Origin of the sequence: Clostridium sp. AM34-9AC (genome assembly GCF_003480225.1) — a bacterium.
GTDB lineage: Bacteria > Bacillota > Clostridia > Lachnospirales > Lachnospiraceae > Acetatifactor > Acetatifactor acetigignens.
The window spans coordinates 55507-71573 of record NZ_QUIU01000002.1; the positions used below are offsets into that span (position 1 = coordinate 55507).

Here is a 16067-nt window from a genome sequence, read left to right on the forward strand (position 1 = left end):
ATATCAGCCCCGCGTAAGGAACCGGGGCAATTCTTCAATGGGAATCGGCTTGGAGAACTTATAGCCCTGTAAATAATCTGCATGACTGATGATACACAGTTCTTCCTGGGCATCGGTCTCTACACCTTCGTACAGTACCTTGTAACCCAGACGCTCAAAGGCGGTAGAGAAGTAATCCAGCATGAAGCGGGAATTGGCATCCTGATCCGCCATCAGTAAAAGGCTTCTGTCGAATTTGACCACATCCAGTTTCAGGCTTAAGATCCGGTCGAAATTGGAATAACCGGTTCCAAAATCATCCAGATAAGTACATACCCCCAACTGTTTGAACTCACTGACGCATTCCTGTACCAGTTCGTATTCTGTATCGTTCTGGGACTCCGTAAATTCAACGGCAATGGTGTGAAAGTCGATTCCGGTGGCTCGTACGATGGATTTGAATTCTTCCATGAAGTCCTTTTCGCCCAGCTCTTCCACAGAAAGATTTACGGATACACGGGAGATCTGATAGCCCTCATCTTGCATCTGCTTAATCTGCCTACAGGTCTTATTCAGAATGATCATGCTGAGGCGGTGGATGTAGCCGTATTTTTCTGCCAGAGGAATAAAACGATCCGGGAATACCAGTCCTGTCTGTGGCAGACGCAAACGCATCAAGGATTCTGCGGTATCGTAAGTACCCGTGTGGACATTCCGTACCGGCTGACAATAGACCAGAATGCGTTCGTCATCTAAGGAGCCGTGTTCCGCAATATCCTTCAACTGGGACTTGACATAATGCATTTCTTTATAAGTCTGGTAATCTTCTTCCCCGAAGACACGATAGGAATTCTGCGCTACTTTTTCGGAAAAGTAATTGAATACCTCGTAGAACTGTTCCAGATTCTCACAAAAGTCCAGATGGTCGAAGAGCACCAGCTTGTAGGGAAGCTTATATTCTTCATAATATTTCTGGAACACCTTTTTAATCAGGGATACTGCCCTTTCTGTGGCATCCGGGATATTGTGGCTGTCCACTGCCAGTACGAAGAAGCTGGTGGAAGGATTGAACAACATACCCTTTCGAAAATAATCCGTCCAGAAGCTGTAGAACAGCTTTCCCATTTCCTCTGTCATGACGTATTCGAAATCCATGTCAAAGCGCAGGCACAGGTAGTAGGTATCCTGAGCGGTCTGCCGCTGCTGGCGCAGATATTCATCCAAGGATGCGGAACCCAGGGCACCGGTCTTCGGGTCGTAGGCGTTGGCATGGAGCATGTACAATACCACCAGAAGCGGCAGAAAATAGGTTGTGGCCAGGAAAGAAGTCGTATTCATGGCAGCTTCCATGACTACGATCAATCCACAGACCGTCTCAGTAAATATCAGCATATGGAACAGTGCGGTAGGAAGTCTGCGGCGGTAGCGAACCAACAGAAAGAGGATCACCGCCAGATACAGAAGATATCCGACCATAAAAGGAGTGGACAGGATATTTTCATACCAGATTCCGTAATGATCCTGATGAAATCCCCAGCCGGTCAGAGGAGATGCCAGATCGGCAACTCCGGTCACCACAAGGATGGCGAAGGACAGAAAGGTATATTTCCTGCCGATATTTTTCGGGAAGACGATCAGTATTTTCAGGTAAGCAATATAGAGACAGAACAGGGACAGAAGACTGATATGGTAGACGGCCCGGAGGATCCAGAGAAGGGTGTTCTGTCTGGAAAAAAGGTCGGCATAATAAAAGGCGATATTGGAAACTGCGGCAATGAAAAGCAGGGCAAAACAGGCCTTGAAGATCCGAAAGGTCCGGCTCTGTTTAATGAAAGTCTGTCGGATCAGTAACAATGCCAGAAGACACATAACCACCAACAGAAAATCTGCCACGGGAGAGTAACTGTGGATGACGATATGATTTGTGGATAGTAACAGGTTCAACCCCATAAAAATTCTCCTCTCTGGTAATGTAGAAAATGAACAAACAATATAAAATGAATTTACAATATACCATAAGAGGAGAAATTTGTCAGTGGGGCAGCTGTGGGAAATTAGTCCTATTTTGAGCAAATGGGAAAAATTGTAATAGATTTAATGTTCGAAGAATGCAACGGCAACAGCACCCGGGCCCACATGGGTTCCGATGGTGGCACCCAGAGTGCTGACGGGAAGCTCCTTGGCATAATCCTTCCAGAGATGCTCACTGTCGTGAATGTATTTCTGTAAAAGTTCGTCACTCAGACCGGTATAGCCCAGACAGAAGGGCTTGGAGAAGTCCACGCCGTCCGCTTTTTCAATTTCACGGATGAGGAAGTTACTGCCGTTTTTGGAACCACGGGCTTTTCCCAGCATAATGATCTCACCGTCTACGACTGCTACCACGGGCTTGATGGCCAGAGCGCCCCCGATGAATGCCACAGTGGGGGAGATACGGCCCCCTTTTTTCAAGTATTCCAGAGTGTCTAAGAGTCCCATGGTGTGGATCTTATGCTTTTGCTCTTGCAGAACGCTTACGATCTCTTCCGCGGTCATTCCCTGCTTTTTCAGCTGCAGGCCGTATTCTACCAGAATCTGTTCCCCAATGGTGGCATTCAGACTGTCTACGACGAAGACTTTGCCTTCATAATCCTCGGCAGCGATCCGGGCACTCTGGCAGGTGCCGGACAGCTTGCTGGAAATAGTAACCACAATGACAGTTTCTCCGGCCGATACAGCTTTTTCGTAGGCTTCTTCGAAGACTGCGGGAGATACCAGACTGGTGGTGGGCAGAGTATCACATTCGATCAGTTTCTCATAGAATTCCTTATGACTGATGGTGACACCGTCAGCATATTCCTCCTCACCGAAGCGGATATGCAGGGGGAGAATCGTGACGTCCTCTCTTGAACTGTTCATATCGGATGCGGAGTCCGTGATAAAACGTATTTTTTCCATAATTGTTTCCTGTACTTTCTATATATAGTTATGATGAATATTCTTTCGGGCGGAAATGCGCCGGGGCATCCATCGGGATGGACATACGACATCGTTCATGTCACCTTGCTGTTAATTCTGTTGGAAAGCCAGTCAGGGTGAGTTGCGGATGGATCATTTCTCTGTGGGATGCTTGACAGAAAACTCTGTAAGATACTGCTCCAGATTATGGGAGATCCGTTCCAGAGAGTCATAGAGATTCAACCGTTGTTCTTCCGTCATGCCATCACCGCCGTGAGCCAGTGCGGAATAGATCCGGGAACTGATCTTTTTGACTACAGTATTGCCTTCTTCTGTCAGATAATACAGTGTGCGGTAGGAACGTTTATGTTCCGGCAGCTCGCAGGACACCAGCCCCTTGGAACTCAACTGGCTTAAGGTACGGGAGATTGCGGCCTTGTCTTCCTTACACAGCTCCGTCAGCTGCGTGGCGGTCAGCCCTTCCGGGTGTTTTCCCAGATAATACAGACACATGGTATAACCGGCTTTTAAGTCCATCTGTCCCATTTCCAGTTCTTTCAATTTTTGCAGATAACGGTGCAATTCTGTGATAGATACCACAAATCTTTCAAAACGATCCTGCATGAAGGTTCCTCCTGTAAAATGTTGACACTGCAACAACTTTATGAAGTGTAACACAAGGATGTTGATAAGTCAACAAAAAGAAGGGCAAAAAAATACCTTATCCATTAAGATAAGGTACTGATAAGAATAAACTATGCAATTTCCAGCCGCTGCTTTATTTTTCGGACATCATTTTCCAATACATTAAGCCGGACGCGAACCAGTTCATCATCTTCTTTTACTTTTAAGGCCCGGTCGAATTTTCTGGATAAATCTAAATGAGCTTCTGCAATTGTACAGATATTACGACTGACTTCATTCTCAAGAGTCAACTCCATATTGGTAAGGCGATTCGCCATAGAGAGCTGACCGGATTCCAGATTGGTAAGGCGCTGTTCCATGGCAATCTGACCGGATTCCAGATTGGCAAGGCGCTGTTCCATGGCAATCTGACCGGATTCCAGATTGGCAAGGCGCTGTTCCATGGCAATCTGACCGGATTCCAGATTGGCAAGGCGCTGTTCCATGGCAATCTGACCGGATTCCAGATTGGAAACACGTTGTTCCAAAGAATCGAATCTTTGCTCCAGTGAATCAAGTCGCTGCTCCACCCTGTCGAGTCGCTGTTCGACCTTATCAAGTCGTTGTTCCACCCTGTCGAGTCGCTGTTCGACCTTATCAAGTCGTTGCTCCACCCTGTCGAGTCGCTGTTCGACCTTATCAAGTCGTTGCTCCACCCTGCCCAGTCGTTGGTCTATACTTTCTAATTTAATTACTATCGTCTCTAATAATTCCCGGTTGGTCATGAATTCTCCTCCTGTACATGTATACTAGCACAGTTCAAAAGTGTTGACAATTGGGCAATATAGAGAAAAAAGCGATTGTGAATTATTACAACAAAAAATATGATAAATGGATGATAAGCCCCAAAAACATGATATATCCAAGGAAAAAGAGTACGGCAAAATAAACAATGCCGATTGGAACGGTAGAAGAGCCAGAGAGAGCGGCTACGGTATGGATTGTACTGCGTATTCGTTTATGCTATGCTAAATAGCAGAAGTATTCCGGAAACGGGAATGCACAATGTGCAAAAAGCATAATGCACTAAAATCACATGGTGTGATAGATCGTATTGAACATAGAAAGAGTGAGGACTACAGCATGCTCAGACCCAGCATCGGTATTGATTGGGACGATGTTACCGCCCCGTTTAACAGTATCGCCATCCGTATGGCAAATGAAAAATATCATCCGAAGGAACCCTATCGCATGGAGGAAATCACTTCCTGGGCCAACGAAGGGCGGACTTCGGTGATCAAAGAATTCTATAACGATCCGGAACTGTACCGAAGGCAGATCCCGACCGAGGAGACGAAACGAGGGATCCGCAGACTGATGCAGATCGCGGATGTCTTTTTCATTACTGCGGTGTCACCACATTTTATGGGAGTGCGGGCAGAACAGATCATGACCCAGTTCCCGGAGCTTCCACCGGAAAATATTATTCTGGGAAGTGCCAAGGATCGTGTCCATTTTGATATTGTGCTGGATGATGCCATCCACAATATTCTGGAGAGCAAGGCGGAGTATCCGGTGCTGATGCGGAAGCCCTGGAATGCCAAAATGACGGGGCTGTTGTCCGTAAATACCATGGCGGAATTTGTCTCTCTGGTGAAGCAGATCATGAAAGCATCCACTTCTAAGACAGAGAAGATCACTGCTCCGGCGGTGCTGGCCCTGGTGGGGCCGTCCGGCTCCGGCAAACGGGAGATTACGGAAGCTTTGTGCGGTAGCCGCGGGACAGGCGCGAGCGAAAGGACAGAGAGTGGGGAGATTTTTGTCCGCCCGGTGAACTACTGCACGGAACCGGGGCGCTACGGCCACAAGTACGTCCCGGAGGAAGCCTTCGACCGGATGAACTTTTTTGAAAAAACGGCTTATGCCGGGGTACGGTACGGCACCAGAAAGGAAGACATTCAGACCTTGCTGGATCAGGGAAAGTTTGCGGTGATCCCCGTGGATATGTGCGGTGCCATTGCCATGAAGCGTTCCTTTCCCACCCATATTATCTATGTGGCGAGAGATAAAGAAAAGCTGATCGCCGATATCATTGATTCCGACTATGACACCGAGGAAAAGACACTTCGGATCCTGTCTATCGATGCGGAGAAGCGTAATCGCAAGATCTGTGATTATGTGATCCATAATGATACCATAGAAGGGGAACGTGTCAGCGGAGCGGAAGAAATCCGGCGGCTGATCCTGCTGGAAGGCGAAAAATACTGAAATGTACCGGGGAGCGATACCCGGAAAACGGAATAGAGTTGCACAAAACCGGATAGAGAAGGAGCGGGGCGGACGGATACGTATGGAAGAAAAACAGCTGAAATACTATAAAATGCATCATGATTTACAGGAACAGATCCGACTGGGAGAACTGCGCAGCGGTGACCGTGTTCCCTCGGAGAATCAGCTGGCTGCCGCTTATCAGGTGAGCCGCCAGACCGTCCGCAAGGCACTGGCCATTCTGGAACAGGAGGGATACATCTATGCGGTACACGGGAAAGGCACCTTTGTGTCGGAGCGGGTCCGCCCGGAGCATAAGTCTCACAACATTGCCGTGGTGACCACCTATCTGTCGGATTATATTTTTCCCCGGGTTATTCAGGGCATCGATGAAGTTCTTACGGCACAGGGGTATAGCATTTTATTAAAAAATACAAGAAACTCCCGGAGCCAGGAGGCACGGTGTCTGGAGGAACTGTTGCAGAAGGATATCGACGGGGTCATCATCGAACCCAGTAAGAGCCAGATCAGCTGCAGACATCTGCATCTGTATGAGCGGCTGGAAGAATACGGAATTCCCTATGTGTTTATTCAGGGCTGCTTCGACCAGATGGAAGACAAGCCCCAGGTGCTGATGGACGATTGCAGGGGAGGTCATCTGATCACAAAATATCTCCTGGATACCGGGCATCGCGATATTGCCGGAGTGTTCAAGGCAGATGACATCCAGGGACAGAACCGTCACCGGGGCTATGTACAGGCCCTGCAGGAAGCAGGTGTCCTCTACGATCCGGACAAGGTGATCTGGTTCCATACCGAGGATCGTAAAGTCCACCCACAGGAGGGAATCCGGCGTCTGATCTCCAAGGGAACCAGACTCGACAGTGTGGTCTGTTACAATGACCAGATCGCCATGCAGGTCATCCCGACGCTGACGTCACGGGGGATTCGCGTCCCGGAGGACATTTCCGTCACCGGTTATGACAATTCCTACATGGCCATCGGCGGAGGTTTTCAACTGACCACTATCGTTCATCCCCAGGAAAAACTGGGAGAAATGGCGGCACAGCTGTTACTGTCACTGCTTCATGGGGAATCTCTGGGACCGGAAGAGAGAAAGATTCTCATCCAGCCGGAGCTTGTCGTAGGAAATACAACTTGTTAGCAGAAGCATACAAGTTGTAATATGGTAATATCGAAATTGTATGATGCCAGGGTCAAAAGGTCTAAGCCCACATGAGCTTGCTCATAGGTGGGTGAAAGACCTTAGGACCCGCCCCGATATGAGCATAAAAGTGGGATGATAATCCCACGATATGCGAATATTGGGTAGGGTGCTATGTGCCAGTGGCACATGTTTAGCACGGACCGAAGCGGAGCGGAGACGTGGGAGTGCGTAGCACGGAACAATCCGTAGGCATCAAAGTCGGGGGCTTTTGACCCCGACATCATTGTATTCAACTACAGGAGGTATTACTTATGTTACAGACAAAAAAATATCAATTCTGGTTTTGTACGGGATCACAGGACTTGTATGGGGACGAGTGCCTGGCAAAGGTAGCGGAGCACTCTCACAAGATCGTGGATGCCCTGAACGCTTCCGGTATGTTACCTTATGAGGTGGTATGGAAGCCGACCCTGATCACTAACGAACTGATCCGCCGTACTTTTAATGAAGCAAATCTGGATGACACTTGTGCCGGTGTTATCACCTGGATGCATACTTTCTCTCCGGCAAAATCCTGGATCCTGGGATTACAGGAGTATCGTAAGCCCCTGTTGCATTTCCATACTCAGTTCAATGAGGAACTGCCCTATGACACCATCGACATGGATTTCATGAATGAGAACCAGTCTGCCCACGGTGACAGAGAGTACGGTCATATCGTGACCCGCATGCGCATGGAGCGTAAGGTTGTGGTAGGCCACTGGTCTGATCCTGTGGTACAGGGCAAGATCGCATCCTGGATGCGTACTGCAGTCGGCGTGGTGGAGAGCAGCCATATCCGTGTCATGCGTGTGGCTGACAACATGCGCAATGTAGCGGTAACCGAAGGTGATAAGGTAGAAGCACAGATCAAGTTTGGCTGGGAAGTAGACGCTTACCCTGTAAACGAGATCGCAGAGAGTGTAAATGCCGTATCTGTATCCGATGTCAATGCACTGGTAGACGAGTACTACGAGAAATATAATATTTTATTAGAGGGAAGAGACCCCGAAGAGTTTAAAAAACATGTGGCTGTACAGGCACAGATCGAACTGGGATTTGAACGTTTCCTGGAAGAGAAGAATTATCAGGCCATCGTTACCCACTTCGGAGATCTGGGTGCGTTGAAGCAACTGCCCGGACTGGCCATTCAGAGACTGATGGAGAAGGGCTACGGCTTCGGCGCAGAAGGTGACTGGAAGGTAGCCGCCATGGTACGTCTGATGAAGATCATGACCGCAGGCAAAAAGGATGCCAAGGGTACTTCCATGCTGGAGGATTACACCTACAATCTGATCAAGGGCAAGGAAGGTATTCTGGAAGCCCATATGCTGGAGATCTGCCCCACCATTGCGGACGGTCCCATCAGCATCAAGTGCCAGCCCCTGTCCATGGGAGACAGAGAAGATCCTGCAAGACTGGTATTTACTTCCAAGGAAGGTCATGGTATCGCTACTTCCCTGATCGACATGGGCAATCGTTTCCGTCTGATCATCAACGATGTGAACTGCAAGAAAGTGGAGAAACCCATGCCGAAGCTTCCTACCGCTACCAACTTCTGGACTCCCGAACCGGATCTGTATACCGGCGCGGAAGCATGGATCCTGGCAGGAGGTGCACATCATACCGCATTTACCTACGATCTGACCGCAGAGCAGATGGGTGACTGGGCAGCCATGATGGGCATCGAGGCTGTATATATCGACAAGGATACGAAGATCCGCGATCTGAAGAGAGACCTGATGCTGGGAGAAGTATTCTACCGCTAAAATATGCTACCCGAAAAATCTGTTTTCGTGTATAATAGAAAATAGTATTGCAGAGAACGAAATAAAAATCTGCAGGCAGAATCTGCGGGTAGAAGTTACCTGCAGATAGAAGAAGGGTATCGTAGAAATGTTAAAAGTGTTTTTGGTGGAGGATGAATTTGTCATCCGTGAAGGAATCAAAAATAATATTGACTGGAAGGCTCATGGCTATGAGTTCTGTGGGGAGGCCGGCGACGGAGAGCTGGCCTATCCCATGATCCAGAAATTGCGTCCGGATATCGTGATCACCGATATCCGGATGCCGTTTATGGACGGCCTGGAATTGAGCCGTCTGATCCGCAAGGAGCTTCCGGACACAGAAATCATTATTCTGTCCGGTTACCAGGAATTCGAATATGCCAAGGAAGCTATCAAGCTGGGAGTGGCCCAGTATCTGTCCAAACCCATCAATGGTGAGGAACTGCTGGCGGAATTGGATGAATTGTCGGCGAAGATCGAGGAGAAGCGCAGAGCCATTCAGATCAGAGAGCGGTATTTGCAGGAGATGGAGGAAAACAATCTCAGAGAGCGGAAAAAACTGTTCCAGGAACTGGTCACCGGAGAAAGCACCGTGGCAGAACTGTTGGAATCGGCAGAGATTCTGGGGATCGATCTGTCGGCACCCTGGTACAATATTATTCTGTTCAAGACCCAGTCTCTGCGTCATGCGCAGGATGAGTATTCCGGCAGCCTGATCCGGATCGAACAGGAACTGCGGGGACTGGAAGACGGCAGGACGGTGATCACCTTTGATCGTAATCTGGAAGGAAAAGCATTCTTACTAAAAGCCGATTCCGAGGAACAGCTATTGCTGTTGCAACAGGAATACATAGAAAAGATCAAGGACATTATGGAAGGCTATGAGCATGTGCGGTATTTCGGTGGTATCGGCAAGCCGGTGAATCGTCTGCGGGAGCTTCCGGCATCTTTTGAACAGGCCAGTCATGCTTTTGCCCACAGATATCTGGTGCAGGACAGCCGGATCCTGGACAGCGGACATATGACGGAGGAAGCGCAGAAGGAAGATAATTTTGACATCAAGGAAGTCAATCCAAAGCAGATCGACCGCACAAGAATCCAGGAATTCTTAAAACAGGGTGACCGGGAGGAAGTGGTCTACTTCGTGGAAGAATTTTTCCGGGATCTCAGCAACAAGGCACTGCAGTCCAATATTTTCAGGCAGTATATTACCATGGATGTCTATTTCTGTGTGGCAGATTTTCTGGAAAGCCTGCAGACGGATACGCAGGAACTGGAAACACCCAATCAGGACGAGAAGACCCTGCAGGACAGCGATAGTGCGATCCATTACATTACCAGAATTCTGCAGAAAGCACTGGCGGTCAGAGATAAGGCTGCCAGCAGCCGGTATGATGATGTGGTGGAACAGGTGATGAAATACATTGATGAGAATTATGCAGACGAGGAACTTTCCCTGAATCTGCTGGCATCCCACGTGAATTTCTCACCAAACCATCTGAGCATGATCTTCAGCCAACAGACCGGACAGAGCTTTATCAAATATCTGACAGACTATCGTATGAACAAGGCGAAGGAACTCTTGCGCTGCACCGGCAAGCGCAGCAGCCTGATCAGCCAGGAGGTGGGCTACAAGGATCCACACTATTTCTCCTATCTGTTCAAGAAGACCCAGGGGATGACCCCTACCCAGTACCGGGGCGGCACCAATTAGCCGTGGCCATGGATAAGGGGGATTCCTATGAGAAAAAAGATAAAAGAATTGTATGAACATTCGACACTGGTGGCAAAGATAAGATATTCCTATCTTTGCCTTCTGGTGCCTTTTGTATTGTTCCTGATCTTTTGCTTCTATAATTTATGGAACAATAACCGAAGATACGAGGATATGATCAATTCCTCCGTCATGGCCAGCCAGTTCAGCCTGGATTTCCAGAAGGATTTCGATTATGAGACTTATCTGCTGATTGTAGGGAACAAGACACTGGAAGAGTCCAGTCTGCATGATATGCTGGTGGAGGCAGATGGCATCGTGGCCGGTCTGGAAGAACTGACGGAATCTCAGGAGAACCTGAAACGACTGACCAGTGTCAAAAAATATCTGAACAATCTGGAGACCTATATCGGCAGGATCGAGGACAATATCCGGGAAGGCAACCGCTACGAGGACAACATGGAAATCTGGGAAAATGATGTGCAGATTGTGACGTCTCTGGTGGGTGATACCATTTCCCAGTACATCTATTACGAGATCCGGGGGATTCAGGAGAGCAGGCAGCAATATCAGGATTTCTTCGTGAATATGATCCGTTTCTCCATCATTGCCTTTGCACTGATCCTGATTCTGTTTTTATTCTTATCCTATTATATACCGTTAAGTATCACGAGCCCCATAAGACGCCTTACCCAGGTGACGGATCAGGTGGCAAAAGGTGACCTGACGGTGCGCTCCGACGTGACGGGGGGCGTGGAGGCCCAGGTGCTCAGCGATTCACTGAATACAATGATCGACAAGATCAACGAACTGTTAGAGCAGGTGAAGACGGAGCAGATCCGGTTGCGCAAGGCGGAATTTGAACTGCTGCAGTCCCAGATCAATCCGCACTTCTTATATAATACGCTGGATGCCATTGTATGGCTGGCGGAAGCGGGAGAACAGAAAAAGGTCGTGAGCATGGTAGGCAGCCTGTCGGACTTTTTCCGGATCTCATTGAATCAAGGACAGGATATTCTGGATGTAAAAGAAGAACTGCAGCACGTCCGCAGCTACCTGGAGATCCAGCAGATGCGTTATCAGGACATCCTTCAATATGAGATCTGTGTTCCGGAAGAATTAAACCATTGCCAGATTCCCAAGATCACGCTGCAGCCTCTGGTGGAAAATGCACTGTACCACGGAATCAAGAACAAACGTGGCAAGGGCATGATACGGATCGAAGGAGAACTGGACGGAGAGGATTGCATTCTGTTGATCACGGACAACGGCAAGGGGATGACGCCGGAGCGGCTGGAGCAGGTGAGGAAAGGCATCCGCAACCGGAAGGCCCGGGAGACCGATATCTACGGCCTGTACAATGTGAACGAACGTATCCGTCTGAATTTCGGCGAAAACTATGGTATCACCATTACCAGTACCTACGGGGAGGGCACCTGTGTCACGGTCCGGCTTCCGCAGCATTAAAAAAATGAACCACTATCGTAAAAAAATCAACTTTTTACGCCGGTGGTTTTTTTTACCATAAAAATTTCAACTTTTCCGTGAGGTATCTTCATGGTTTTTTCCCCGGATCCGCTTTACAATAAGATCATCAAAGAAATAGTTCTTTGGGGAACAAAAACAAATTGGGAGGTTACACAATGAAGAAGAAAATTTTAGCAGCAGTAATGGCAGCAACCATGGTATTCAGCCTTGTAGCATGCGGCTCCTCTGATGCAGGCAGCAACGCAGCAACCGGAAGTGCAAACGCAGCAACCGGAAGTGCAAACGCAGCAACCGAAAGTGCAAGCGCAGGAACGACCAGCTCCAGCTCCTCCGGAGATATGATCAAAGTCGGCATCATCAATAACGACCCCAACGAGTCCGGTTACCGTACCGCAAACGATAAGGATATGAAGAATACCTTTACCGAGGCTAACGGCTACGAAGCATCTTTCGCATACAGCTTAAAGAACGATGAGCAGATCACTGCAGCACAGAAGTTCATTCAGGATGGCGTTGACTATCTGCTTCTGTCCGCAGCAGATACCGCAGGTTGGGATTCCGTATTGAAGGATGCACAGGATGCAGGTATCAGAGTTATCCTCTTCGACCGTACCATTGATGCAGATGAGAGCCTGTATGAGGCATCCATCGTATCCGATATGGCAAAGGAAGGCCAGACCGCAGTTGACTGGTTAAAGAGCCAGAACTTAAGTGAATACAACATTATCCACTTACAGGGTGTTATGGGTTCCGCAGCACAGCAGGGACGTACCGGTGCTCTGGATGACGCAGCAGCAAACGACGGATTCAATCTGGTAACACAGCAGACCGCTGAGTGGAACGCAGAGAAAGCACAGCAGATCGTACAGTCCGTAATCGACGCAGGTACTCCTTTCAACGTAATCTACGCTGAGAACGATGATATGGCTAAGGGTGCTGTAGCAGCTCTGGATAAGGCTAATATCTCCCACGGCGTTGGTAAAGACGTTATCGTTATGGGCTTTGACTGCAACAAGTGGGCTCTGGAAGAACTGAAGGCAGGCAACTGGAACTACGATGGACAGTGCAATCCTTTCCAGGCTTCCTACATCGATGACATCATCAAGAAGCTGGAGAGCGGCGAGACCATCTCCGAGAAGACCATCATCATGGATGAAAAAGGCTTCGATGCAACCACCATTACTCAGGAAGATGTAGACAACTACGGTATCTAATCTGACGTAAACGACCAGAAGCGCGGCGCATGCTAGCTCCGCGCTTCTTTTATCAAAAGAGTAACTATTCAGAACCCCATTCGCAAAAGGCTCTTTCAGAGCCCACTTTATTGCGAATGTGGTTACTTCGCCCTATAAATATCATAAAATATTCTTACGAATGCCAGCATTCGAAGAACATTTCATGATATTTACATGGCTCTGAATAGTTACAGATTAAGGGGTGAAACTTTTGGACAATAACACAGTATTGGAAATGAAAAATATTCACAAAAGCTTTCCCGGTGTACGTGCTCTGAAAGGTGTGGACTTCCATCTGAACAAAGGTGAGATTCATGCGCTGATGGGAGAGAACGGTGCCGGAAAGTCAACCCTGATCAAGGTACTGACAGGTGTCTACAGCAAAGATGAAGGTCAGATCTTCATCGACGGCAATGACAAAGCCGTATCCATTCACTCTCCGCAGGAGGCACAGAAGCTGGGCATCAGTACGGTATATCAGGAGATTACACTCTGCCCGAATCTGTCCGTGGCGGAGAACATGTACATAGGACGTTCCAATAAGATCTATCAGAACTGGAAAAAAATGAATGAGGACGCAGACAAGATCTTACAGAATCTGGATATCCCCGCGGAAGCGTCCCAGCAGCTGGCAAGCTGTTCCATCGCCGTACAGCAGATGGTAGCCATTGCCAGAGCTGTAGATATGGATTGTAAAGTACTGATCCTGGATGAGCCGACCTCCTCTCTGGATGAGCAGGAAGTGACAAAGCTCTTCGGCCTGATGCGCGATCTGAAGGCCAGAGGCGTGGGTATCATCTTCGTAACCCATTTCCTGGATCAGGTATATGAAGTGTGTGACAAGATCACTGTTATGCGTGACGGCAGTCTGGTAGGTGAATATGCCATCAAGGATCTGCCCAGAGTACAACTGGTATCCAAAATGTTGGGTAAGGAACTGGATGACCTGTCCGATATTAAAGGCGAGCAGCCCACGGAACAGAAGACGGAGAACGGAGAACCCTTATTTGAGACCAAAGATCTGTGCAGCGATGCCGGAATCAAACCCTTTGACTTCTATATTAAGAAGGGCGAGGTCAATGGATTTACGGGACTGCTGGGATCTGGCCGAAGTGAGTGCGTCCGCGCTATTTTCGGTGCTGACCGTGTCATCGGCGGTACGGTGAAAAAGAACGGCAAGCAGGTCAAGATCAATAAGCCTCTGGATGCTATGCGTTGTGGAATCGGCTATCTGCCGGAGGATCGTAAGCGTGACGGTATCGTAGGTGACTTGTCCGTAAGAGAGAATATTATCCTGGCATTACAGGTACTTCGTGGATTCTTCCACCCTATTTCCAAGGCGGAAGCTAATAAATTTGCAGACGAATACATCAAACTGCTGGATATCAAGACGGCATCGGCCGAGACACCCATCAAGTCGCTGTCCGGCGGTAATCAGCAGAAGGTAATCTTAGCCAGATGGCTTCTGACCCATCCGGAATATCTGATTCTGGATGAGCCCACCAGAGGTATCGATGTCGGTACCAAGGTGGATATCCAGAAGCTGGTACTGAAGCTGGCAAGTGAAGGCATGAGCGTGACCTTCATCTCTTCCGAGACCGACGAGATGCTCCGTACCTGCTCCCGACTGGTAGTCATGAGAGACCGCAAGGTGGTAGGAGAATTGTCCGGAGAAGATCTGACCCAGACCAAGATTATGAGTACGATTGCCGGAGGTGAAAGTAAGCATGAGTAATGAAAAGAAAGTAGAAAAAGGTAATAAAAATTTCCTGAGCGGATTGTTCCGGCAGCAGATTTTCATTCCCATTGCAGCCCTGATAATCCTGGCAGTATTCAATCTGATCGTAGACCCCAGTTTCTTCAAGATCACACTGGGATATAACAGCGCAGGAGATCCGGTATTGTCCGGTTACCTGATGACGATCCTGGACTACGGTTCCGAACTGGCTATTTTAGCCATTGGCATGACACTGGTCACTGCAGCTTCCGGCGGACAGGATATCAGCGTGGGCGCTGCCATTGCCATCGCAGGCAGCGTGATCTTACGAGTACTGTGTGGTACGAATTCCAGACCCGATACCCTGCAGGCCCCCATTATCGTAGCATTTCTGGTAGCCTGTGTGGTAGCCATGCTCTTCGGTGCCTTTAACGGTGCCCTGGTAGCATATTTCAAGATCCAGCCCATGGTAGCGACCCTGATCCTCTATACGGCAGGACGTTCCATTGCAGCATGGATTAACAACAACGAGCTTCCTATTGTAAGTGATCCGACCTTCAGCTATTTCGGTGGATTTATTCCGGGAATTCCCATTCCCACACCGTTCTTCATTGCAGCGGTCTGTGTACTGGTGATCTTCCTGGTATTGAAGTTCACAACACTGGGACTTTACACCCAGTCTGTTGGTATCAATGAGAATTCCTCCAAGTTAAACGGACTGAATCCCACATTTATCAAGTTCCTGACCTTTGTGATCCTGGGACTGTGTGTAGCGGTAGCAGCACTGATCAAAGTAAGCCGTCTGTCCTCCATCAACTACTCCGTTATTGCAAAGGATATCGAGATGGATGCCATCCTGGCAGTAGCTCTGGGAGGTAACTCTTTAAGCGGTGGTAAGTTCAACATGGCAGCTTCCATTCTGGGTGCTTATGTCATCCAGTTCCTGACCACCACCTTGTACAAATTCGACGTACAGTCCGATGCACTTCCTGCTTACAAGGCGGTAGTGGTTATCCTGTTGGTAGTCTTAAGTACTCCCAAGGTAAGAGAATGGCTGTCCGCTTTCGGCAAGAAGCTGAAGCAGGGCAAGGCTGTAAAGGAGGTTGGCTGA

Annotated in this window: 12 protein-coding genes; 8 read left to right on the top strand and 4 right to left on the bottom strand. The window is 48.6% G+C overall.

Annotation, left to right across the window (positions count from 1 at the left end):
• Nucleotides 1-3: 3 nt before the first annotated feature.
• The 4 genes from DW835_RS01350 to DW835_RS01365 form a co-directional block, all read right to left on the bottom strand.
• Nucleotides 4-1929, bottom strand: a complete 1926-nt coding sequence (locus tag DW835_RS01350; RefSeq protein WP_118730539.1) for an EAL domain-containing protein — start codon at nucleotides 1927-1929, stop codon at nucleotides 4-6.
• A 144-nt stretch (nucleotides 1930-2073) separates the two neighbouring features.
• Entirely contained in the window at nucleotides 2074-2916 is an 843-nt protein-coding gene (locus tag DW835_RS01355; RefSeq protein WP_022311778.1) for a DegV family protein, read from the bottom strand.
• Nucleotides 2917-3069: 153 nt separating this feature from the next.
• The gene (locus DW835_RS01360) at nucleotides 3070-3540 is read right to left on the bottom strand and encodes a helix-turn-helix domain-containing protein (RefSeq protein WP_022311777.1); all 471 of its coding nucleotides are present in this window, start codon (nucleotides 3538-3540) and stop codon (nucleotides 3070-3072) included.
• Nucleotides 3541-3671: 131 nt separating this feature from the next.
• On the bottom strand, nucleotides 3672-4256 hold the full coding sequence (locus tag DW835_RS01365) for a hypothetical protein (protein ID WP_182430195.1): 585 nt from the start codon (nucleotides 4254-4256) through the stop codon (nucleotides 3672-3674).
• Between the two features lie 385 nt (nucleotides 4257-4641).
• Here DW835_RS01365 and DW835_RS01370 point away from each other — a divergent pair, with 385 nt between their 5' ends.
• The 8 genes from DW835_RS01370 (at nucleotide 4642) to DW835_RS01410 (ending at nucleotide 16067) form a co-directional block, all read left to right on the top strand.
• Nucleotides 4642-5808: a guanylate kinase gene (locus DW835_RS01370; protein ID WP_243036999.1), complete on the top strand. Its 1167-nt coding sequence runs from the start codon at nucleotides 4642-4644 to the stop codon at nucleotides 5806-5808.
• Nucleotides 5809-5890: 82 nt separating this feature from the next.
• On the top strand, nucleotides 5891-6973 hold the full coding sequence (locus DW835_RS01375; RefSeq protein ID WP_118502271.1) for a GntR family transcriptional regulator: 1083 nt from the start codon (nucleotides 5891-5893) through the stop codon (nucleotides 6971-6973).
• Nucleotides 6974-7287: 314 nt separating this feature from the next.
• Nucleotides 7288-8784 (top strand): L-arabinose isomerase, encoded by a 1497-nt coding sequence (araA, locus tag DW835_RS01385; protein WP_118730541.1) that lies wholly within the window; start codon nucleotides 7288-7290, stop codon nucleotides 8782-8784.
• Nucleotides 8785-8911: 127 nt separating this feature from the next.
• A complete protein-coding gene (locus DW835_RS01390) occupies nucleotides 8912-10516 on the top strand; it encodes a response regulator (protein ID WP_118537420.1) in 1605 nt (534 codons plus the stop codon).
• A 27-nt stretch (nucleotides 10517-10543) separates the two neighbouring features.
• A complete protein-coding gene (locus tag DW835_RS01395) occupies nucleotides 10544-11983 on the top strand; it encodes a sensor histidine kinase (protein WP_117464639.1) in 1440 nt (479 codons plus the stop codon).
• A gap of 176 nt (nucleotides 11984-12159) precedes the next feature.
• Nucleotides 12160-13218, top strand: a complete 1059-nt coding sequence (locus tag DW835_RS01400) for an ABC transporter substrate-binding protein (protein WP_117464638.1) — start codon at nucleotides 12160-12162, stop codon at nucleotides 13216-13218.
• A gap of 232 nt (nucleotides 13219-13450) precedes the next feature.
• On the top strand, nucleotides 13451-14974 hold the full coding sequence (locus tag DW835_RS01405) for a sugar ABC transporter ATP-binding protein (protein WP_347475407.1): 1524 nt from the start codon (nucleotides 13451-13453) through the stop codon (nucleotides 14972-14974).
• The gene (locus DW835_RS01410; RefSeq protein WP_022312245.1) at nucleotides 14967-16067 is read left to right on the top strand and encodes an ABC transporter permease; all 1101 of its coding nucleotides are present in this window, start codon (nucleotides 14967-14969) and stop codon (nucleotides 16065-16067) included. Before DW835_RS01405 ends, DW835_RS01410 begins: the two co-directional genes overlap by 8 nt.